The 20,622-nt window shown below is 68.9% G+C and carries 21 protein-coding genes; 17 read left to right on the forward strand and 4 right to left on the reverse strand.

The features are described 5' to 3' along the window. Positions 1–12: 12 nt before the first annotated feature. Both OG876_RS29800 and OG876_RS29805 read left to right on the forward strand, forming a co-directional pair. Positions 13–585, forward strand: coding sequence for a GrpB family protein (locus OG876_RS29800; RefSeq protein WP_328519968.1), 573 nt, complete (start codon positions 13–15; stop codon positions 583–585). A 37-nt stretch (positions 586–622) separates the two neighbouring features. Next, on the forward strand, positions 623–1,561 hold the full coding sequence (locus OG876_RS29805) for a hypothetical protein (protein ID WP_328519969.1): 939 nt from the start codon (positions 623–625) through the stop codon (positions 1,559–1,561). Between the two features lie 3 nt (positions 1,562–1,564). On the opposite strand, the gene OG876_RS29810 is transcribed toward OG876_RS29805, so the two are convergent. After that, positions 1,565–2,464 (reverse strand): hypothetical protein, encoded by a 900-nt coding sequence (locus OG876_RS29810; protein WP_328519970.1) that lies wholly within the window; start codon positions 2,462–2,464, stop codon positions 1,565–1,567. 189 nt (positions 2,465–2,653) lie between these two features. Between OG876_RS29810 and OG876_RS29815 the strand changes: the two genes are divergently transcribed. Then, the gene (locus OG876_RS29815; protein WP_328519971.1) at positions 2,654–3,235 is read left to right on the forward strand and encodes a papain-like cysteine protease family protein; all 582 of its coding nucleotides are present in this window, start codon (positions 2,654–2,656) and stop codon (positions 3,233–3,235) included. Between the two features lie 2 nt (positions 3,236–3,237). After that, positions 3,238–4,020 (forward strand): hypothetical protein, encoded by a 783-nt coding sequence (locus OG876_RS29820; protein WP_328519972.1) that lies wholly within the window; start codon positions 3,238–3,240, stop codon positions 4,018–4,020. Between the two features lie 81 nt (positions 4,021–4,101). Here OG876_RS29820 and OG876_RS29825 read toward each other — a convergent pair whose 3' ends face one another. Beyond that, positions 4,102–4,971 carry a hypothetical protein gene (locus OG876_RS29825; RefSeq protein ID WP_328519973.1) on the reverse strand — a complete coding sequence of 290 codons (870 nt, stop codon included), beginning with the start codon at positions 4,969–4,971 and terminating at the stop codon, positions 4,102–4,104. A 52-nt stretch (positions 4,972–5,023) separates the two neighbouring features. Continuing rightward, on the reverse strand, positions 5,024–6,250 hold the full coding sequence (locus OG876_RS29830) for a DUF349 domain-containing protein (RefSeq protein ID WP_328519974.1): 1,227 nt from the start codon (positions 6,248–6,250) through the stop codon (positions 5,024–5,026). A 234-nt stretch (positions 6,251–6,484) separates the two neighbouring features. Between OG876_RS29830 and OG876_RS29835 the strand changes: the two genes are divergently transcribed. The 10 genes from OG876_RS29835 (at position 6,485) to OG876_RS29880 (ending at position 18,541) form a co-directional block, all read left to right on the forward strand. Beyond that, on the forward strand, positions 6,485–7,174 hold the full coding sequence (locus OG876_RS29835) for an MBL fold metallo-hydrolase (RefSeq protein ID WP_328519975.1): 690 nt from the start codon (positions 6,485–6,487) through the stop codon (positions 7,172–7,174). Then, on the forward strand, positions 7,171–8,502 hold the full coding sequence (hisS, locus tag OG876_RS29840) for a histidine--tRNA ligase (RefSeq protein ID WP_328519976.1): 1,332 nt from the start codon (positions 7,171–7,173) through the stop codon (positions 8,500–8,502). The genes OG876_RS29835 and hisS overlap by 4 nt, the downstream gene beginning before the upstream one ends. Further along, the gene (gene aspS / locus OG876_RS29845) at positions 8,499–10,274 is read left to right on the forward strand and encodes an aspartate--tRNA ligase (RefSeq protein ID WP_328519977.1); all 1,776 of its coding nucleotides are present in this window, start codon (positions 8,499–8,501) and stop codon (positions 10,272–10,274) included. Before hisS ends, aspS begins: the two co-directional genes overlap by 4 nt. Positions 10,275–10,333: 59 nt before the next feature. Next, complete coding sequence (locus tag OG876_RS29850) at positions 10,334–11,026, forward strand: GntR family transcriptional regulator (protein WP_328519978.1); 693 nt, start codon at positions 10,334–10,336, stop codon at positions 11,024–11,026. Between the two features lie 128 nt (positions 11,027–11,154). Then, positions 11,155–12,801 (forward strand): ABC transporter substrate-binding protein, encoded by a 1,647-nt coding sequence (locus tag OG876_RS29855; RefSeq protein ID WP_328519979.1) that lies wholly within the window; start codon positions 11,155–11,157, stop codon positions 12,799–12,801. Continuing rightward, the gene (locus OG876_RS29860; RefSeq protein ID WP_328519980.1) at positions 12,801–13,733 is read left to right on the forward strand and encodes an ABC transporter permease; all 933 of its coding nucleotides are present in this window, start codon (positions 12,801–12,803) and stop codon (positions 13,731–13,733) included. Before OG876_RS29855 ends, OG876_RS29860 begins: the two co-directional genes overlap by 1 nt. After that, positions 13,730–14,608, forward strand: a complete 879-nt coding sequence (locus OG876_RS29865) for an ABC transporter permease (RefSeq protein WP_328519981.1) — start codon at positions 13,730–13,732, stop codon at positions 14,606–14,608. Before OG876_RS29860 ends, OG876_RS29865 begins: the two co-directional genes overlap by 4 nt. Then, a complete protein-coding gene (locus OG876_RS29870) occupies positions 14,595–16,616 on the forward strand; it encodes an ABC transporter ATP-binding protein (protein ID WP_328519982.1) in 2,022 nt (673 codons plus the stop codon). Before OG876_RS29865 ends, OG876_RS29870 begins: the two co-directional genes overlap by 14 nt. A 3-nt stretch (positions 16,617–16,619) precedes the next feature. After that, on the forward strand, positions 16,620–17,540 hold the full coding sequence (locus OG876_RS29875) for an acetamidase/formamidase family protein (protein ID WP_328519983.1): 921 nt from the start codon (positions 16,620–16,622) through the stop codon (positions 17,538–17,540). After that, positions 17,537–18,541 (forward strand): alpha/beta fold hydrolase, encoded by a 1,005-nt coding sequence (locus OG876_RS29880; protein ID WP_328519984.1) that lies wholly within the window; start codon positions 17,537–17,539, stop codon positions 18,539–18,541. The genes OG876_RS29875 and OG876_RS29880 overlap by 4 nt, the downstream gene beginning before the upstream one ends. Before the next feature lie 2 nt (positions 18,542–18,543). On the opposite strand, the gene OG876_RS29885 is transcribed toward OG876_RS29880, so the two are convergent. Continuing rightward, entirely contained in the window at positions 18,544–19,215 is a 672-nt protein-coding gene (locus OG876_RS29885; RefSeq protein WP_328519985.1) for a class I SAM-dependent methyltransferase, read from the reverse strand. Between the two features lie 82 nt (positions 19,216–19,297). Between OG876_RS29885 and OG876_RS29890 the strand changes: the two genes are divergently transcribed. The 3 genes from OG876_RS29890 to OG876_RS29900 are packed head-to-tail and all read left to right on the forward strand — an operon-like array spanning position 19,298 to position 20,556. Next, positions 19,298–19,762, forward strand: a complete 465-nt coding sequence (locus tag OG876_RS29890) for a helix-turn-helix transcriptional regulator (RefSeq protein WP_328519986.1) — start codon at positions 19,298–19,300, stop codon at positions 19,760–19,762. After that, positions 19,759–20,187 (forward strand): VOC family protein, encoded by a 429-nt coding sequence (locus OG876_RS29895; protein ID WP_328519987.1) that lies wholly within the window; start codon positions 19,759–19,761, stop codon positions 20,185–20,187. The genes OG876_RS29890 and OG876_RS29895 overlap by 4 nt, the downstream gene beginning before the upstream one ends. Before the next feature lie 15 nt (positions 20,188–20,202). Then, entirely contained in the window at positions 20,203–20,556 is a 354-nt protein-coding gene (locus tag OG876_RS29900; protein WP_328519988.1) for a GntR family transcriptional regulator, read from the forward strand. The last annotated feature ends 66 nt before the right edge of the window (positions 20,557–20,622 follow it).

Here is a 20,622-nt window from a genome sequence, read left to right on the forward strand (position 1 = left end):
CAAGCTGGCCCGGTGCCGTTTCCTGATGAGATCCACGCGGCGGTTTCAGTTGTCGACTATCAGCCGGGGTGGCCGGACGAGTTCGAGGTGATCGCCGGGAAGTTGGCTGCGGCGCTGGGCCATCGGGCGGTGGCGGTGGATCATGTCGGATCCACCTCGGTGCCCGGTCTGCCGGCCAAGGACTGCATCGACGTGCAGGTGCGGACTGCCGACCTGGACGACGATGGGCTGGTCGAAACGATGGAAGGGCTGGGCTTCCGGTTGAGGACGGAGCCGTGGAACGTTCTCGAGGTCTCCAGCGGCACGGAGAGCCGCAAGCGTGTCTTCGCACCACCGGTGGGCGCTCGGTCGTCCAACATCCATTTCCGGATCGCGGGTGGACCGAACGCTCGGTACGCGTTGCTCTTCCGGGACTACCTGCGCGCCGACGAGGCGGCGCGGGTCGGGTGGGGAGCGTTCAAGCAGCGGCTGGCGGTCAGCGTGACCGACTGGGCGGACTACGGGCAGATCAAGGCACCGGCGACGCAGGTGCTGATCGCGGGCGCCGAGCGGTGGGCGCGGGAGACCAGTTGGTCGCCCAGCTGACCCTGGCTGCGCTTGAGGGCCGGGGGAGACTGCGAGTATGAGCTCGTCAGGTCGACTTGGACGTCGCGGACTGTTGATCGCGGGTGCTGGGTTGCTGGCCGGGTGTAGTGGATCCTCGGCCGATAGTGGGCCGAGCAGTTCGGTCGCCTCGAGTCCGGCCGGGACGCCGAGTGCACCGGGTACGTCGAGTACGCCGACGGTGCCGAGTCCGTCGCGGACGTCTAGTGCGCCGGCCGCTACTCCCACGGTCGCGCTGCCTTCGGTGCGGGCGTGGACACCTGGGTCCGGGGAGATTCAGCCCGAGGCCAAGGCGGTGGCGGTGGCGGCTGTGGTGAAGCTGCTGCGGCCGGCTGGGACGCGGTCGGTGGTCGACGTGATCGACGCGCAGTACGGCGGGATCCTGAGTGACTCGGCGAGTGTGCTGGTGCCGTGCCGGGTGTACACGATCAGCGATGGGCATGTGGTCAGCGGTGGTACGACGGTCGACGTACGGCTGAGCAAGTCGCGGGGGAGTTGGCGGGTGACGGCGACGCATCCGGCGCAGCCTGGAGCGGCGGCCGCGCGGGTGTCGGCGGCGGCGCGGCAGGTGCTGGCGAGCGATCGGATCTCGTTGCCGCCGGCATCCGCGGCCGACATCAGGTCGGGGCAGGTGCATGGCAGCGTGCTCACTACGATGCTGCAGCTCGCCACGACGTACCGGATCGGGATCAGTGTGATCCGCTCCGGTCATCCACTGGATGTCTTCGGCACGAACCGGCCGAGTGATCACCCGCGCGGGCGCGCGTTCGACACCTGGCAGATCGACGGTCACCCGGTCGTTGCCCCGAGCACCTCACGGTCGCTGATCACGTCGTACATGCGGGCGGCGGAGTCGCTCGGCTCGTACAACGTCGGCGGGCCGTACCAGCTGTCCGGTGCGGCGTTCTTCTCCGACCAGACCCACCACGACCACGTGCACGCCGGCTTCCAGAGCTGAGCGTCAGTCCCACTCCCACGCGATGCCGACCGTACCCGGATCGGTGGATGGCTCCACGACGTGCGCTCGGCCGTCGGGAGTGAGCATCAGGTCGCGCCGGACGAGGTCGGGACCACTGGTGTGGCGCCGGCGGAACTCGTGCACCCGGACTGGCAGGGCGGCCCGATCGAACTGCACCTCGAGCACGTAGTGGGAGCCGCCCCACTCGTTGAACCGCTGATAGTCCATCGCCGGTAGGCCGGTCCGGTCCTCGATGTCGTAGTGCACGACGGCGGTGTCGCCGACTGCGAGCATGCGGTCGAGCAGGAGTTCGCCGAGCATCGCGCCGGTGTCGGGATGGCGTGCGATCCGGCCGGTCCGGCAGCCGCTCACCGCGCGCAGCGCGAGCTGGTCGACGTCACAGCCCGGCTCGCCCTGGGCGGCGATGATCAGGCGATCCACTGGTTGTACTGCGACGACGCTCTGGGTCACGCGTCTTCGGTGGCCGCTCCGGTCGGGGCCGAGGTGGAGCTCCTCGAGCACGGTCACGTTGCGCAGGCGACCGTGGGCGTCGCGGCGGAGCCGATCGAGCAGTTCGGTCAGAGCCACGGCGTAGTCGACGACGGCGTACGGGTGCGCGGAGCAGGCCGGCTCGCTGCGGGCGGGTGGGATGCGGACCGTCAGCCAGCCGGTGGGGAGCTGCAGGAGCTCCTCGAGCGCGGTGATGACGGCCAGTGAGTCGTCGCGAGGGATGCGGCGGCCGCTCTGCCACGTGCTGAGCGTGGCGACGCCGACCTGCAGGCCGCGGTCGGCGAGGTGGGTGCGGATCCGGTTCAGGGCGAGGCCGCGGCGCGCGATCGCCTGCCGCAGGGCCTCGGCGAACGACGTCTCAGGAGTCACAGCCGGCACCGACGACTCGATCATGGTGGCGCTCCTAGGAATGGCGGTCCGCGGCTCAGTGTAAACATTCACAGCACGGTCCGGAACTGGCTCGTCACCCGCTGTTCACGGCGGTTTCGCGTTCACAGCGGGCGGTGCCGCCGTACGCCGGTTCTTGCCGGGGTCCGGCCGGGTCCCGACGATGGACACCCACCACCCATCGAAGGAGGCTCCATGAGCAGGCTCCGCCCCCGCCGCTCCTGGTCATTGCTGCTGGCAACGATCCTCGGACTGGCCACGCTGGCAACGCTCGCGCCGCCGGCGTCGGCCGCGCCCGGCAGCTACTACCTGAACGTCACCGGGCAGTCCCAGCAGAAGTCGAACTGGTGCTGGGCGGCGAGCGGCAACAGCATCGCGGCGTTCTACGGACGCGCGTACTCGCAGAACCAGTTCTGCAACCTGGCCTTCGGCAACAGTCAGAACGCGACCTGCCCGAACAACCAGGCCACGCTGGCCAACGACCAGCAGGCCTTCCGCTCGATCGGGATCAGCGCCGGCAGCTACGTCTCGTCCACGCTCAGCTTCAGCACCCTCGTCGCCGAGATCGCGGCCGGGCGCCCGGTGATGACGCGGATCGGCTGGACGTCGGGCGGCGGTCACATGATGGACATCATCGGGTACGACTCGTCCGACGCCACGATCGAGTACTACAACCCCTGGCCGGACGACCCGCGCTACAACTACTCGACCTACAACTGGTACCGGTCGAACTCCCAGTTCATCTGGACCCACTCCCTGTACCGGATCGGAGCCTGACCATGCCCCGTCCCAAGAACATCCTGCTCCGCTGCGCCGCCGTACTGGCCGTCGGTCTCGGGCTGCTGATGACCTTCGCCGGTGCTGCGACTGCGGCGACCCCGCAACCGGTCTCCGCCACCGAGTTGTCCAAGGCAACCACCGCGGCTCAGTCACCGACCGCCCTCCGCCTGCTCGGCAAACTCGCCACCACGAACTCCGCGAAGACCGCGGGCAAACTCACCGTCGCGCCGGACACCCACGCGATCTACGCCCTCAACCCCGCCTTCGTCCGCGACGCCTCGGCGCCCGTGGCAACCTTCTGGTACGCCGCAACCACCGCCACCAAAGGTGATCAGTCGCTGACCGTCTTCACCGCCCCCGACGCGGCCACCGGCACGTGGCAGCCGGTGAACGTGGCCAGCGGCAACACCGAAGCCCGCATGAGCACCGCAGCCCGTGGCGCCCTCGTCTTCACCGAGCCCCAGATCGGCGCCTGGTACGCCCTCACCGGCACCAAGATCCGCCCCCTCAACCCCGCCGCCACCAAATCCATCGGCATCGCCCCCATCACCGTCGCCGCCTACCAGGACCTCGTCTCCACCCGCTACTCCGACAAGCTCCCCGGCACCCACTACGCCAACCAAGGCACCGCCGGTGGCTACGACCCCACCGCCACCGCACCCGCGGACACCTACAACGACCTGATCCTCCCGGCCACAGGTGCAGTGGCAGGCGCGGTCCTCCTGCTGGCGCTCATCGTTATCCGCCACCGTGCGCAGAAGAGGCCGGCAACCGCCAACTGACGGCTAGGCCGCGCCCGCCGCACAGCTCAGTCGGTGCGGCGGGCGCTGCACGTCAACGAGCGGCACGCGCGGCGTCCCCGTCTACCAGCGGCGGGGGAGGCGGGGGTGTTGGCAGAGGAAGGCGCCGACGGCGAGTTCTAGCGCGGGGTAGGAGCCCCAGAGGTCGGGGCGGCGCACTGAGATGACGTGCCAGCCGAGGGTGTCCAGGTCGGTGCGGCGGGTTTCGTCTCGTCGTTGTTGTCTGGCGGTCGAGTGCCATTGGTCGCTGTCGTATTCGAGGCCTATGCGGCGGCCGTCGATGGGGCGGTCGGGGTAGCCGAGGTCCAGGCGGTAGGTGCGGGATGGGCCGTCTACGCGGATCTGGAGGTCGGGACGGCCGAAGCCGGCGTCGAGGAGCCGCAACCGCAACCAGGACTCGGCGGGTGAGGCGGCGCGACGGTCGGCGTAGTGGAGGATGTCTTGGCTCTGGCGGTAGCCGGGGCGGCCTTCGTAGGCAGCGGAGGCGGAGCGCAGCGCCCAGCGGTCAGCGCGGCCGGAGCGCAGGAAGGCGTCCACGGCGGAGAGGGCGAAGGGCCGCGGCAGTTGCATCGCCAGCGCGAGTGCGGTGGCGGCGGGGCTGGTGACCTGGAGCCCGTCGACCTCGACAACGTCGAGGTCGACCACCTGGCGGGTCCACTGGGCCTGCATCAGGTCCTCGGGACCCAACGCCGTGGTGTCGATGCCGTGGAGCCACGCGGCCGCTCGGCCGCACACGACGGCGTCTCGTGGGACGACCAGGCGCAGGGCGTCGGCTCGCAACTGGGGTGAGTCCCGCACCCGGACGTCGAGGTAGACGCCTTTCAGGTATTGGCGGATTTCGCCGCGAGCCAGCAGCCAGGCGAGTTTGCGCGGCACTTGACGGGCCGTGAAGGGCAGCCCGGCGAAGTAGTACGGCAGGTCGTACTCGAACATCCCAGCAGGATGGCTGATGTTCGTCTAAGGGTGCTGGGGGTTATCCACAGGGTTAGCTGAAGTCGGTGAGGGCGTTTTGGGCTTGGGTCAGCCATTCGCGGCGGGCGGCGATGGCTTCGCGGGCCTCGTTGGCCTTGCGGGCGTTGCCTTGGGACTCGGCCTTGGCGGCCTGCTTCTCCAGGTCGGCGATGAGGGACTGGAGCTGCTTGACCGTGGCTTCGGCGCGGGCGCGAGCCTCGGGGTTGCTGCGGTTCCAGACCTCGTCCTCGGCGGCCTTCACGGCCTGCTCCACGGCACGCAGGCGGGAGTCGATGGCGCGCATCGAGTCGCGCGGGACCTTGCCGATCTGGTCCCAGCGGTCCAGCAGCTCGCGGAGCTGCTCACGGGCGACCTTGGCGTCCTCGACCGGCAGGATGGCCTCGATTTCGACCAGGAGCGTCTCCTTGGCCTGGAGGTTCTCCACCTGCTCGGCGTTCTCCTCCGCCTGTACGGCGTCCCGTGCGCCGAAGAAAGTGTCCTGGGCGGCCCGGAAACGCGCCCACAGCTTGTCGTCCACCTCGCGCGGCGCCGGACCGGCGGCCTTCCACTGCCGCATCAGGTCCCGGAAGCGCCCCGACGTCGGACCCCAGTCGGACGACGACGCGAGCGTCTCCGCCTCCGCTGCGAGCCGCTCCTTCACCACAGCGGCTTCCTCACGCTTGGAGGAGAGCTCGGCAAAATGCTGCTTGCGGTGCCGGGTGTACGTCGTCCGCGCGGAGGAGAACCGGTGCCACAGCTCGTCGTCGCTGGACTTGTCGAGCCGGGGGAGTGCCTTCCACTCGTCGAGCAGTTCGCGCAGCCGGGTCACGCCGTGCCGCCAGTCGGTGCCGGCCGCGATGGTCTCGGCCTCGGTGGCGATCTTGGTCTTGGCGGAGCGCGCCTCCTCGACCTTCGCAGCCCGCTCGGCCTTGCGCTTCTCGCGCTGCTGGGCGACCAGCGGGGTGAGCGCCTCCAGCCGGGACCGCAGGCCGTCGAGGTCGCCGACCGCCTGCGCCTCGTCGATCGAGCTGGTCACCTTCTTCACCGCGGCTCGCGCGTCGTCCGGCGACACCGTGCCCGCCTGGACCCGCTGCTCCAGCAGCTCCACCTCGAACGCCAGCGCGTCGTACCGGCGGGTGTAGAAGGCGAGGGCCTCCTCGGGGTTCGCGTCCGGCCACTGGCCGACCGCCCGCTCACCGTCCTTGGTCCGTACGAAGACCGTTCCGTCCTCAGCTACCCGGCCCCAACTCTCTCCGGCCACAACTCGCCCCTTCCGGCGGTATGCACTGCGCTCGTGCCCATTCTGGTCAGTCCCCGGTCCATCCGCGCGAACAGGGTCCGCCTGGGCGCGTCGGGCGCTGTCCCGACGCTTATCCCTGAACAATCACAAACTCCCAGCCGTGACGCAACGGTGTTGCGTCACAATCCGGTTCGAACTCACCGCCCGCGCACCGGTAGCCTTGGGTGGTCCGGAACCGTTTCAGGAAGGTCTGTCGTGCTCATCGCCGGGTTCCCCGCGGGTTCGTGGGGTACGAACTGCTACGTCGTCGCCACCGGCCAGGGCGCGGAATGCATCGTCATCGACCCCGGTCAGGACGCGACCACCGGCGTCGAGCGGGTGGTCCGGGAGAACAAGCTCAAACCCATCGCCGTGCTGCTCACACACGGTCACATCGACCACATGTTTTCCGTACTCCCGGTCTGCGGGACGTACGACGCCACCGCCTGGATCCACCCCGACGACCGGCATCTGCTGTCGGACCCGATGGCCGGGCTCAGCCCGGAAACGGCGCGGATGCTGCTCGGCGGGACGCACGAGTTCGCCGAGCCGGACGACGTCGCCGAGCTCACCGACGGCCGGAGCCTCGAACTCGCCGGCCTGACCTTCACCGTCGACCACACCCCTGGCCACACCAGAGGGTCGGTCACGTTCACCACGCCGTACGACGGGCCGGAAGACGTGCCCGCGGTTCTTTTCTCCGGTGACGTGTTGTTCGCCGGGTCGATCGGCCGGACGGATCTGCCTGGGGGCGACCATCCGGCGATGCTGCATACCTTGGCCACCAAGATCCTGCCGATGCACGACGAGATCGTCGTCCTGCCGGGTCATGGTGGCCAGACCACGATCGGCCGGGAGAAGGCGACCAACCCCTACTTGCAGGACCTGGAGATTCAACCGATATGAGCAAGGTGACCCCACTCAGCGGGTTCCCCGAATTCCTTCCGCAGGACCGGATCGTCGAGCAGCGGTTCCTCGACGTGATCCGGGAGACGTTCGAGCTGCACGGGTTCGCGTCGATCGAGACCCGCGCGGTGGAGCCGGTCGAGCGCCTGTCCAACCAGGGCGAGGACGCCGACAAGGAGATCTACGGCGTACGGCGCCTGGCCGCCGGAGCCGACGAGGACGCGGCGCTCGGGCTGCACTTCGACCTGACCGTGCCGTTCGCCCGTTACGTGCTGGAGCACAGCGGGAAGCTGGTCTTCCCGTTCCGCCGCTACCAGATCCAGAAGGTCTGGCGGGGTGAGCGCCCGCAGGAGGGCCGCTACCGCGAGTTCACCCAGGCGGACATCGACATCGTCGACAGCGGCGAGCTGCCGACGCACTACGAGGTCGAGCTCCCGCTGGTGATCGCGGACGCGCTGCGCAAGCTGCCGGTGCCGGAGTTCGTGATCAAGGTGAACAACCGCAAGATCCCCGAGGGGTTCTACCGCGGACTGGGCCTGGACGACGTGACCACGGTGCTGCGGATCGTCGACAAGATCGACAAGATCGGTCCGGAGAAGGTGGTCGAGCGCCTGATCGAGGCCGGCGCGACCGACAAGCAGGCTCGGCTCGCGGTGCAACTGGCCGACATCTCCAGCACGGACACGTCGTTCGCCGACCAGGTCCGCGCGCTCGGTGTCGAGCACCCGACGCTGGACGAGGGCCTCGAGCAGCTGAGCCAGGTGATGGCCGCGGCCGCCGAGCACGCGCCCGGTCTGCTGATGGCCGACCTGCGGATCGCCCGCGGCCTGGACTACTACACCGGCGCGGTCTACGAGATCTACCTGGTCGGCCAGGAGTCGTTCGGCTCGGTGGGAGGCGGTGGGCGGTACGACTCGCTCGCCTCCGACGGCAAGACGACGTACCCGGGCGTCGGGATCTCGATCGGTGTGTCCCGGCTGGTGCACCGGCTGGTCAGCCAGGGTCTGCTCCAGGGCAGCCGCAGTACGCCGACCGCCGTGCTGGTCGCGTTGAACGCCGAGGAGGACCGCGCCGACGCGATGCGGACGGCCGCGCAGCTGCGGAGCCGGGGGATCCCGGTCGAGGTGGCGCCGGCGGCGGCGAAGTTCGGCAAGCAGATCCGGTTCGCGGACCGGCGTGGGATCCCGTTCGTGCTCTTCAGCACCGAGAACGGCCCGGAGATGAAGGACATCCGCAGCGGCGAGCAGGTGCCCGCCGACCCGGCCACCTGGACGCCTCCGGCGGCCGACGTACGACCTCAGATCGACACCCTTCAGGAGAACTCGTGATCCGTACCCATTCCGCAGGCTCGTTGCGCGCGGAGAACGCCGGCCAAGTCGTGATTCTGGCGGGCTGGGTGGCGCGGCGACGCGATCACGGCGGCGTGGCGTTCCTCGACCTGCGTGACTCCACCGGCACCGCACAGGTCGTCATCCGGGATGAGGACGCCGCGCACGAGCTGCGCGCGGAGTACTGCCTGAAGATCGTCGGCGAGGTCGCTCTCCGCCCGGAGGGCAACGCGAACCCGAACCTGCCGACCGGCGAGATCGAGGTCCTCGCCACCGAGGTCGAGGTGCTGAACGAGTCCGCCCCGCTGCCGTTCCCGGTCGAGGAGCACCACACGACGCCGGTGAACGAGGAGGTCCGGCTGAAGTACCGGTACCTCGACCTTCGCCGCCAGGGTCCCGGTTCGGCGCTCCGCCTGCGCAGCCAGGTGAACCGCGCGGCCCGGGAGGTGCTCGCGAACCACGACTTCGTCGAGATCGAGACGCCGACGCTGACCAAGTCGACGCCGGAAGGCGCGCGGGACTTCCTGGTCCCGGCCCGGCTGCAGCCTGGCTCGTGGTACGCGCTGCCGCAGTCGCCGCAGCTGTTCAAGCAGCTGCTGATGGTGGCCGGGATGGAGCGGTACTACCAGATCGCCCGCTGCTACCGCGACGAGGACTTCCGCGCCGACCGGCAGCCGGAGTTCACCCAGCTCGACATCGAGATGAGCTTCGTCGACCAGGACGACATCATCGCGCTGTCCGAGGAGATCCTGACCGCGCTGTGGAAGCTCGTCGGGTACGACGTGCAGACGCCGATCCCGCGGATGACGTACGCCGAGGCGATGGCGCGGTTCGGCAGCGACAAGCCGGATCTGCGGATGGGCCTCGAACTGGTGGAGTGCACGGAGTACTTCAAGAACACGCCGTTCCGGGTGTTCCAGGCGCCGTACGTCGGTGCCGTCGTGATGCCGGGTGGCGCCGACCAGCCGCGGAAGCAACTGGACGCGTGGCAGGACTGGGCCAAGCAGCGCGGTGCGCGTGGTCTGGCCTATGTGCTTGTCGGCCAGGACGGTGAGCTGGGCGGTCCGGTCGCCAAGAACCTGTCGGACGAAGAGCGTGCGGGAATCGCCGACCACGTCGGCGCGAAGCCGGGGGACTGCATCTTCTTCGCTGCCGGTCCGGTGAAGTCGTCGCGGGCGCTGCTCGGCGCGGCCCGGCTGGAGATCGGCCGCCGCGGCGGGCTGATCGACGAGTCGGCCTGGTCGTTCGTGTGGGTCGTCGACGCGCCGCTGTTCGAGCCGGCCGACGAGGCGACCGCCGCCGGTGACGTCGCAGTGGGGTCCGGCGCGTGGACCGCCGTACACCATGCCTTCACGTCGCCGAAGCCGGATTCGCTGGAGACGTTCGACACCGATCCGGGGTCGGCGCTGGCGTACGCCTACGACATCGTCTGCAACGGCAACGAGATCGGTGGTGGATCGATCCGTATCCACCGCGAGGACGTGCAGAAGCGGGTCTTCAAGGTGATGGGTCTGACCGACGAGGAGGCCACGGAGAAGTTCGGGTTCCTGCTCGACGCGTTCAAGTTCGGCGCGCCGCCGCACGGCGGGATCGCGTTCGGCTGGGACCGGATCACCGCACTGCTGGCCGGCACCGAGTCGATCCGCGACGTGATCGCGTTCCCGAAGTCCGGCGGCGGGTTCGACCCGCTGACCGCCGCGCCGGCGCCGATCACGCCGGAGCAGCGCAAGGAGGCCGGCGTCGACGCCAAGCCCGAGAAGAAGGGCGACTAGCGCAGGGTCCGGGTGCCGGGGTCAGAGCGCTCCCATCGCTTTCGTATACGATGAACCGGGTGACCACGAACCCGGTTCTCGTCGGCGACGGCCATCGGCCACTGCGCGACGTGGTCGCCGCGGAGTTGCGACGCCTCATCCTGGACGGCTCACTGCCGCCGGGTGAGCGCCTGGTCGAGGACCGGCTCGCCCAGCAGTTGGGGGTGTCCCGCAACCCGATCCGGGAGGCGATGCGGGTGCTCGAGGCCGAGGGGTTCCTCGACGTGACAGCACGGCGGGGTGCCTTCGTGGCCAAGTTGTCGGCTCAGCAAGCCGAGGACCTGTTCCACGTCCGGATCGCCCTCGAGCCGCTGGGCGCCCGGCTGGCGGCGTCGGTCGAGAACCCCGAAACCGCCTTGATCGCAAGGGCTTGGGCCATTCTCGACCTGGTCGGCGAGTCCGGGCCGGATCAGGATCTCGACGCCCTGTCCACGCTGCACACCGAACTGCACTCGCTCATCTTCGAACTGACCAGGAACGACTACCTGATCGCCCTCGCGATCCCGATGGTCAAGCGTGGTCAGTGGTTGTTGCGGCAGAGCGCCCCATTACAGAACCCGGCCGCCTGGGCCGAGCACCACGGGTTGATCGCGGCGATCGCCGCGGGTGACGCCGACCTGGCCGAAGCGGCCGCCCGCCACCACGTGCTCAGCGTCCGCAACGCGCTCCGGCCCTACCTGGAGCCCGTCAGCCCGCACCGCAACCCAGCGTGATCTGACCATTCTGTATACGAATCGGCACTTCTGAAACCATCGCGTGCCTGGGCTGAAACATGCGCGTAGCAGAAGCCGTATACAACATACGGAATAGTCTTCTCCTGCCTGCCCAAGGAGCACGTTCCATGAACCTCACGCTTCCAGGTCACATCTCCCGCCGCAGGCTGCTCGGCCTGGGCGGCGGGCTGGCCGCCGGGATCGGCCTCGCCCCGATGCTCACGGCCTGCGGTGACAGCACCTCGTCCGCGGCCACCTCCGCCGGTGGTGGCACGTTGACGATGGGGATCAACGCCACCCCCGACACTCTCGACCCGGGCGCCACCGGCCTCGCGCTCACGTTGCTGATCTCGTTCGCGCTGTTCGACCCGCTGGTCTACTGGTTGCCCGACGGAAAGGGTGGCAGCGCCTTCCACCCCGGCCTGGCGGAGTCGTGGACGATCTCGCCCGACGCCTCGGTGTACACCTTCAAGCTGCGCAAGGGCGTGACGTTCCACGACGGGACGACGTTCGACGCGAAGGCGGTCAAAGCGACGTACGACCACGTGGTCGACCCGAAGACCAAGTCCAAGAGCGGTCTTGGTGCGCTCGGGCCGTACAAGGAGACGAAGATCCTCGACGACTACACCGTGCAGATCGTCTTCACGGCGCCGAACGCGTCGTTCCTGCACCAGCAGGCGGCCGGCAACTTCGGCATCTCCTCACCGACCGCGCTGGCGAAGTACGGGCCGACCGGTTTCGGGAACAATCCCGTCGGGACCGGGCCGTTCAGCTTCCAGAGCTACCAGGCCGGTAGCCAGCTGACGCTGCTGAAGAACCCGAAGTACACCTGGGGTCCGAAGGCCCTGGGCGACGGCCCGGCCAAGCTCGACAAGCTGATCTTCCGGATCGTCACCGATGACAGCGGCCGCTACAACGCCTTGCAGAGCGGGCAGTTGCAGATCGCGATGAACCTGCCGCCCAACAACTTCTCCGCGGCGCAGAAGTCCGGCAAGTACCAGGGACTGCTGGTGCCGTCCATCGGCACGCCACTGGGGATGCCGATCAACGTGACCAAACCGCCGACCGACGACCCACTGGTGCGGCAGGCGATCATGTACGCCGTCGACCAGGACGCGCTCGTGAAGAACGTCCTGTATGACGTGTACAAGCCGGCGCACAACGTCCTGACCCCGATCACGCCGGGTTTCAGCGAGGCGGCGAGCAAGACCTACTCCTACGACCCGGACAAGGCCGGTAAGCTGCTCGACCAGGCCGGCTGGACGGTCGGCGACGGCGGGACCCGGACCAAGAACGGCAAGAAACTGAACCTCGACATCATCTTGTTCAGCGGTGGCGGGCTGGAGTTGCCGACGCAGTTCGTGGTGTCGGAGCTGCAGAAGGTGGGGTTCAGCGCGAACACCGGAGTACAGCCGTTCGCGACGGCGCAGGCAAGCTTCAACTCCGGCGCGCACAACCTGGGCTCCTTCGGCTACTACGGCGCGGACCCCTACCTCCTCAACATCTGGGTCAACTCGAACGCGATCCAGTCCGGCTTCAACTGGTCGCACTACGCCAACCCGGCGGTGGACAAGCTGATCGCCACGGCGAACGCGACCGCCGCCGACGCCACCCGCAACGGCCTGTACGAACAGGTCGGCGCGAAGCTGATGCAGGACTCGATGTATCTGCCGCTGTGGGACGTGGCCGGGGCGTTCACGCTGTCGCCGAAGGTCAAGGACCTGCACCAGACCCTGAACGGCTACCTGGCGTTCCACAGCGCCACGCTCGGCTGATGGCGCTGTTCGTGCTGCGACGGCTGGGCGCGGCGATCCCGGTCGTCATCGGCATCACCCTGATCGCGTTCGTCCTGGTGCACGTCGTACCGGGTGATCCGGCCAAAGTGATCCTGTACGGCGCGAACGCGTCGCCGGAGCAGATTGCCACGCTGCGCCGGCAACTCGGACTCGACGATCCGTTGTGGCGGCAGTACGCCGACTTCGCGATCAACCTGGTGCACGGCAACCTGGGTACGTCGTTCCTGACCCAGACCGCGGTCAGCCACGAGTTGTTGTCCCGGGCTCCGAGCACGCTGATCCTGACCGCGACCTCGATGCTGGTGGCAGTGCTGGTCGGCGTACCGCTGGGACTGGTCGCGGGGATGCGTCCCGGCTCGATCCTGGACACCGCGGCGCGGTGGATCTCGTTCGCGGGGGTCGCGGTGCCGTACTTCTTCCTCGCCCTGCTGCTCGTGCTGGTGTTCAGCGTCAAGCTGCACCTGCTGTCCGCGATCGACGACGGCACCGCGAAGAGCCTCGTGCTGCCGGCGGTCTCGCTGGGCTGGGGCTACGCGGCGATCCTGACCAGACTCGTCCGCGGCCGCGTGATCGACGAGCTGCGCAGCGACTACGTGAAGTCTGCCCGGGCGCGTGGCAGTGATGAGCTGCGGGTGCTCCTGCGGCACGTACTGCGGAACTCCTCGGTGCCGGCGGTGACCACGATCGGCCTGCAGTTCGGCAACATCCTGACCGGCGCCGCCATCACCGAGGTGATCTTCGGCCGGGCCGGGCTGGGGAGCTTCCTGGCCACCTCGATCACCAGCAAGAACATCCCGGTCGTCCAGGGCGCTGTGGTCGTGATCGGGATCGCCTACGTGGTGATCAATCTGGGTGTGGACCTGATCGTCGGTGCCATCGACCCACGCACCCGGCAGGAGGCCGCCGCATGAGCCGGCTCAAGTGGGCAGCGCTGAGTCTCGCCGTCCTGCTGGTGCTCCTCCTGCTGATCGCGCCCGGCCTGCTGGCTCACGTCGACCCGGTCGCGACGAGCGACGCGCACCTCGAGGGACCCAGCGGCAGCCATCTGTTCGGTACCGATCTGCTCGGCCGGGATGTCTACAGCCGCACCGTGTACGGCGCACGTCCGGTGCTCGTCGCGAGTTTCCTGGGAGTGCTTCTCGCCACCGCGGCCGGTGTCGCGATCGGCGTACTGGGCGGCGTGGCTCCGCGCCCGCTCAACGCCGTGGTGATGCGGCTGGTGGACGTGTTCCTCGCCCTGCCGGTACTGCTGATCGCGTTGATCCTGATCGCCACCGCCGGATCGGGGGTCCGCAGCATCGTGCTGGCGATCGGGGTCGCGTTCACCCCCGGTTTCGCCCGGGTGGTCGAGTCCTCGGTCCGTCGGCTCCGCCGGGCCGAGTACGTCGAGGCGGCCCGGGTGTTCGGCTCCACCACGCTACGCACCTCGTGGCGGCACCTGCTGCCCAATCTGCTGACCGAGGTGGTCGTGCTCGGCAGCAGCGCGATCGGCTGGGGCGTCCTGACCGCCACCACGCTGAGCTTCCTCGGTCTCGGTGTCCGGCTGCCGGCGCCGGACTGGGGGAGTGACCTGGCGGCCGGCGCGACCAATCTGGCCGACGCCTGGTGGCTGTCGACCTTTCCCGGGCTCGCGATCATGGCGACCATCCTGCTCGCGAACTTCTCCGGCGATCACCTGATGCGGGTCCTGGATCCGCGGTCCGGGATCAGATTCGGGCGGAGCTTCCGCCGGCTCGCCGTCCGGCTGTCCCGTCATGGAGGTGACATCGCAGATGAGGCTGCTTGAGGTGACCGGACTGCGGACCGAGATCGACACCGCACAAGGCCGGATCTGTCCTGTCGACGGGGTGAGCTTTGCCGTCGAGGCCGGGGAGACCCTCGGAGTGGTGGGGGAGTCCGGGTCCGGCAAGACGATGACCGGGATGTCGATCATGCGGCTGCTGCCACCCGGTGGGTCGATCGCCGGCGGCTCGATCCGGCTGGACGGCCGCGAGCTGACCGAACTGGACGAGCCGGCCATGCGCAAGGTGCGCGGCAGCGAGCTGGCGATGATCTTCCAGGACCCGATGACCTCGCTGAACCCCGTCCGGACGGTCGGCAGTCAGTTGCGAGAGGCGTACCGGATCCACGTCGACAGTGGCCGCGCCGCGGCGACGGCCCGGGCGACGGAGGTGCTCGGACTGGTGGGGATGCCGCGGCCGCGCGAGCGGCTCGACGACTACCCCCATCAGCTGTCCGGCGGGATGCGGCAACGTGTGATGATCGCGCTCGGCCTGATGTGCGATCCGAAGCTGCTGATCGCCGACGAGCCGACGACCGCACTGGACGTCTCGATCCAGGCCCAGATCCTGACCTTGATCGACGACCTGAAGTCGCAGCTGTCGATGGGCGTCCTGCTGATCACCCACGACATGGGGGTGATCGCCGAGTATGCCGATCGGGTCGCCGTCATGTACGGCGGACAGGTGGTCGAGCAGAGCGGCGTACGGGAGTTGTTCGAGGCGCCGCGCCATCGGTACACCGAGGCGTTGCTCGCGGCGATGCCGACCTTGGAACTCGACCGGAACGCGGAGCTGGCCACGATTCCCGGCAGCCCGCCGAACCTGCTCGACCTGGCGCCGGGGTGCCGGTTCGCGCCGCGGTGTGCGTTTGCGCAGGACGACTGCCGCAGTACTGATCCGTCCCCGATCGGCGGGGATCACCGGCACGCCTGCTTCCATCCGGCCGATGGACGTACTCGGGCCGCTGCCGCGGTCGCCGGCGCCCGGGATGCCTGGGAGCCGCGCGGCACCGATTCGCTGGTGCAGCTCTTCGATGTGCACAAGCGGTTCGGGGTGCGCTCGAAGCGGCCTTTCGCCGCGTCGCGGGCGGTGCAAGCGGTGTCGGGCGTGACGCTGACCATCGCGGCCGGGGAGACACTGGGCATCGTCGGTGAGTCGGGCTGCGGCAAGACCACCCTCGGGCGAATGCTGGTCGGCCTGGAACAGCCGACCAGCGGATCCGTCAGCTTCGACGGCCGGGACCTGTCGGCGCAGAGCCGGACCGGATTCCGGAAGCGCCGCCGTGATCTGCAGATGATGTTCCAGGACTCGGCTGCCGCGCTCGACCCACGGATGACCGTTGCCGCGCTGATCGCGGAGCCGCTGGTGGCGCAGGGAGTCGGCACCCGGCGCGAACGACGCCGTACCGTGGCCGAACTGCTGGCGGCGGTCGGACTGCCACCCGAGGCGGCCGAGCGGTATCCGCACGAGTTCTCGGGTGGCCAGCGGCAGCGGATCGCGATGGCCCGGGCGCTGGCGCTCCGGCCGAAGGTGATCGTCGCGGACGAGCCGGTGTCCGCGCTGGACGTCTCGGTCCAGGCGCAGATCCTCAACCTGATGCGGTCGCTGCAGGAGCGGTACGGCCAGACGTACGTGGTCATCTCGCACGATCTGTCGCTGCTGAAGTACCTGGCCGACCGGATCGGCGTGATGTACCTCGGCCGGCTCGTCGAGCTCGGAGCCGGCGAGGACGTCCACAGCGCACCGCGCCACCCGTACACGGCCGGGCTGATCAAGGCGATCCCGGTGCCGGAGTCGGCGAAGAACCGGGAGGCGGCTGTCCGTTCGGCCGGACTCGGCGGAGAGTTGCCGTCGGCCATCGATCCGCCGAGCGGCTGCCACTTCCGGACCCGGTGCCCGCTCGCGACCGAGCGCTGTGCCGCGGAGGTGCCAGTGCTGAAACCCTCTGACGGCCTGCATGCGGTCGCCTGCCACCATCCCCTGACCACGCACGTCCTGACGCCCGTGAGGTAGACGATGGATCACAAGCTCGACGCAACCCCACAGACCACCGTCGACGTGTTCAGCGCTGAGCTGCCGCCGGTGCTGACGATCGAACCCGGCGACACGCTGACCGTCCACTCACTGGATGCTTCGGGCTACCTGTCACCGCAGACCACTCCCGGTGAGCAGCAGCCGAAGATGTTCGACGAAGCGCGCGGCCATTGCCTGACCGGGCCGATCGCGGTCCACGGCGCACAGCCCGGCGACGTGCTCGCGATCCACCTGGTCTCGCTCACTCCCGACCCTTGGGGCTGGACCGTCGCCGGCGCCCTGCAATCGCTGGTCACCGAGCGGCTGGGCGTCACCGGTCAGCCGTCGTGGCTGCTCTGGGATCTCGACCCTGACGGTGGAACCGGTCGCTGCAATGGCGGCTTCACCCGTGACCTCGCACCGTTCCTCGGCGTCATCGGCGTGGCCCCCGAGGGCCGCGGCGAGCACTCCACGATCCCGCCCCGAACCGTCGGTGGCGGCAACATCGACTGCAAGTCGCTGGTCGCGGGGTCGACGCTCTACCTGCCGGTCGCAGTCGCGGACGCGATGCTCAGCCTCGGCGACGGGCACGCCGCGCAAGGCGACGGCGAGGTGGGCGGTACGGCGATCGAGTGCCCGATGACCACGACGCTGACCGTGGACCTGGTCCGGGAGCCGCGTCCGATCGGGTCGATCCACGCGGAGACCCCGGCCGGCCGGATCACCTTCGGGTTCGACGCCGACCTCAATGTCGCGACCGGCGACGCGCTGGACGCGATGGTGCGCTGGATGCAGGCGATCCTCGACGTCGGCAAGAGCACCGCCCTGGCGCTTGCCAGTACCGCCGTCGATCTACGCATCACTCAGGTCGCGAACCAGACCTGGGGAGTCCACGCCCTGCTCCCGGCCGGCGTGCTGGCATGACCCCGGTGCGTTCCGGCAGCTTCGAGCTCGGGGACCTCGAGGTCGAGAACGGCGGCGTCATCCGCAACGCCAAGCTCTCCTGGCAGACCCACGGCACGCTGTCCCCGGCGCGCGACAACGTGATCGTCTACCCCTGCAGTTACGGCGCGACGCACGAGACGCAGGAGTGGCTGATCGGGCCCGACGGTGTGCTCGACCCCGAGCGGTGGTTCATCGTCATCCCGGACATGTTCAGCAACGGGCTCTCCTCGAGCGCGTCGACGGACCGGGAGTTCCCGTCGCTCGTCACGATGGCCGACAACGTGCACGCGCAGCATCGGCTGCTGACCGAGCTGTTCGGGATCGATCGACTCGCCGCGGCGTACGGGTTCTCGATGGGCGCCGGTCAGGCGTACCACTGGGCGGCTCTCTATCCCGACTTCGTCGAGCGCGCGATCCTCGTCTGTGGGAGCGCGCGGACCTCGCCGCACAACCGGGTCTTCCTGTCCGGCTTGCTGCGGATCCTCGAAGCCGCCCCCGAGTACGACGGTAAGGGGCGGTTCACGGCTGAGCCGGTCGCCGCCAAGCGCGCTTTCGCGCACGTGTACGCCGGGTGGGGGCTGAGCCAGGACTTCTACCGGGCGCGGTTGTTCGAGTCCGCCCTGGGAGCGCCGGATCTTGACTCGTACCTGCAGACCGACTGGGTGGATCGCTTCGCCGAGGGCGGTGCCGCCGATCAGTACGCGCAGGCGCTCACCTGGCTGGAGGCCGACATCAGTACGTCGTACGACGGCGACCTGGACGCTGCGCTCGGGGCGATCACCGCCCGCGTGCTGCTGATGCCGTCGGCCACCGACCTCTACTTCCGCACCGCGGACAACGAGCTGGAGCTCGCCTCGCTGGGTAAGGCGGAACTGGTGGAGATCCCCAGTGTCTGGGGGCATCGCGCGGGCTCACCTCGCGACATTCCCGCCGACCTCGACTTCCTCCGCCGGCACGTGCGCGACTGGCTGAACACCTGAAATCAGGTCGGTTGCGCTCGTACCCAGGTTTTGTCGGGGGTGAGGTAGTCCGTCAGGGTCAGGCCGGCCTCGGTCAGTTGGGTAGCCAGCTGTTGGTCGGTGAGGTTCTGGGTGAGGATCCGTTGCGACCAGGAGCGGTCGCCGATGGTGTGGGTCAGGGTCGCGGCCTGGCGATTGCCGGGGAGTTCCTCGACGTCGGAGACCACCAGGCGGCGGCGGTCGTTCTCCATCACGGCGGGACCGCGCAGCATGCCGGGGATCTGCTGCTGGAGGAGGACGGCGCCGCCGGGGCGGACGTGGTGGGCGCAGGTCTGCAGCAGGCGCCGGCGTTCCGCGTCGTCGGCGACGTTGATCAGGTACGACATCATTAGCACCACATCGAAGCGGCGGTCGAGCCGGAGGTCGCCGATCGTCGAGCAGATCGTCTCGGTCTCGGTGACGCGCGCGATCATGTCCGGCGACTCGTCGACCGCGACCACCTGATGCCCGAGGGCGAGGAGCGGCCGGGTGATCCGGCCGGTACCGCAACCCAGCTCGAGAATGCTGCTGCCCGGATCGATCGCGGCGTTGATCAACTGGTCCTCACCGTGCACCGGCGTGACCTCGTAGAGTTCGATCGCACTGCCGTCCGGCGTGTGCGGTCCCGGCCCGGTTCCACCTTGTCCGACTCTCATCCCACCACCTTCGAGCAGGCCGTCGGGCAGCTCCAAGCTTTCGGTACCCGCCGAAAGTCCGCTCTGGGCCTAGGCTCGGAGGGTGGCGATCGTCGTACCGGTGGGGCTGCTGGGGCATCTGCGGCGTGCGCGGGATGTTGCTGACCGCAACTATGCGGAGCCGCTCGACCTGGCCGGGCTGGCGGCGGCTGCCGGGGTGTCGAAGTACCACTTCCTGCGGTGCTTCGCGGCCGAGTACGGCGAGACGCCGATGCAGTACGTGACCCGGCGGCGGATCGAACGCGCGACCGATCTGCTGCGGGCGACGAACCTCACCGTGACCGAGGTGTGCGGGCTGGTCGGGTACAGCAGCCTCGGGTCGTTCTCGCAGCGGTTCACCGAGCTCGTCGGGATGACGCCGAGCGAGTACCAGCGGACGCAGACCGGGGCGCGGATCCCCGGGTGCTTCGTGTTCATGCTCGGGCTGAACTCCGCAATTCCGGAGAAGCAACCAGGGGCGGCTGCCGCCTACCGTCGTACTGACGACGACCAAGAGGAGGAGCCGTGATCACCAACGTCAGCCTGGTAACCGTCTATGTGAACGACATCGACGAGGCGAAGGCGTTCTACACCGACAAGCTCGGGTTGGTGCTGGGGGAGGACATCACCCTCAGCGAGGACTTCCGCTGGTGCACGGTGCACCAGGCCGATCATCCCGAGCTGGAACTGGCGCTGATGCTGCCCGGACCGCCTCTCGACGAGGAGTCGGCCGGCTGGATCCAGCGGATCATGGCGAAAGGCTCGATGCACGGTGTCGGCCTCGCCACGGACGACTGCCACAAGACGTTCGCCGACCTGGTCGCCAAGGGGGTCGAGTACATCCAGGAGCCGGCCGATCGCCCGTACGGCGTGGAGGCGGTGCTGCGGGACAACTCGGGCAACTGGCTCGTCCTGGTCGAGCAGAAGCCCTACACCACGGACGACTTCGGCTGATGCCATGCTGACCTGATGGACATCTCAGTCGACCCGGTCAGCGTGACGCCGCCGTACGAACAGGTGCGTACACAGATCGAGGCGCTGATCCGCGCCGGCGAGCTGGCCCGGGGGACTCGGCTGCCGACGGTCCGTCAGCTGTCGCTGGATCTGGGACTCGCGGTGAACACGGTCGCACGCGCCTACAAAGAACTCGAGGCCGACCGGCTCGTCGAGACACGCGGGCGGAACGGCACCTTCGTACTCGCGTCCCGCAGCCAGGTCGACGACGAGGACACCCGTGCCGCCGCCACCGCCTTCGCCCGAGCCGCCCGCCGCGCCGGAATCAGCCTCGCCGAGGCCACCGAAATCCTGCACCGAACCTGGTAAGGCGTACTGGAGTCCAGCCCACACGTGCTACGCAGGCACTCCACCGTCGCGCCCGCTCCGCTCCCA

Origin of the sequence: Kribbella sp. NBC_00359, from assembly GCF_036097425.1 — a bacterium.
Lineage (GTDB): Bacteria > Actinomycetota > Actinomycetes > Propionibacteriales > Kribbellaceae > Kribbella.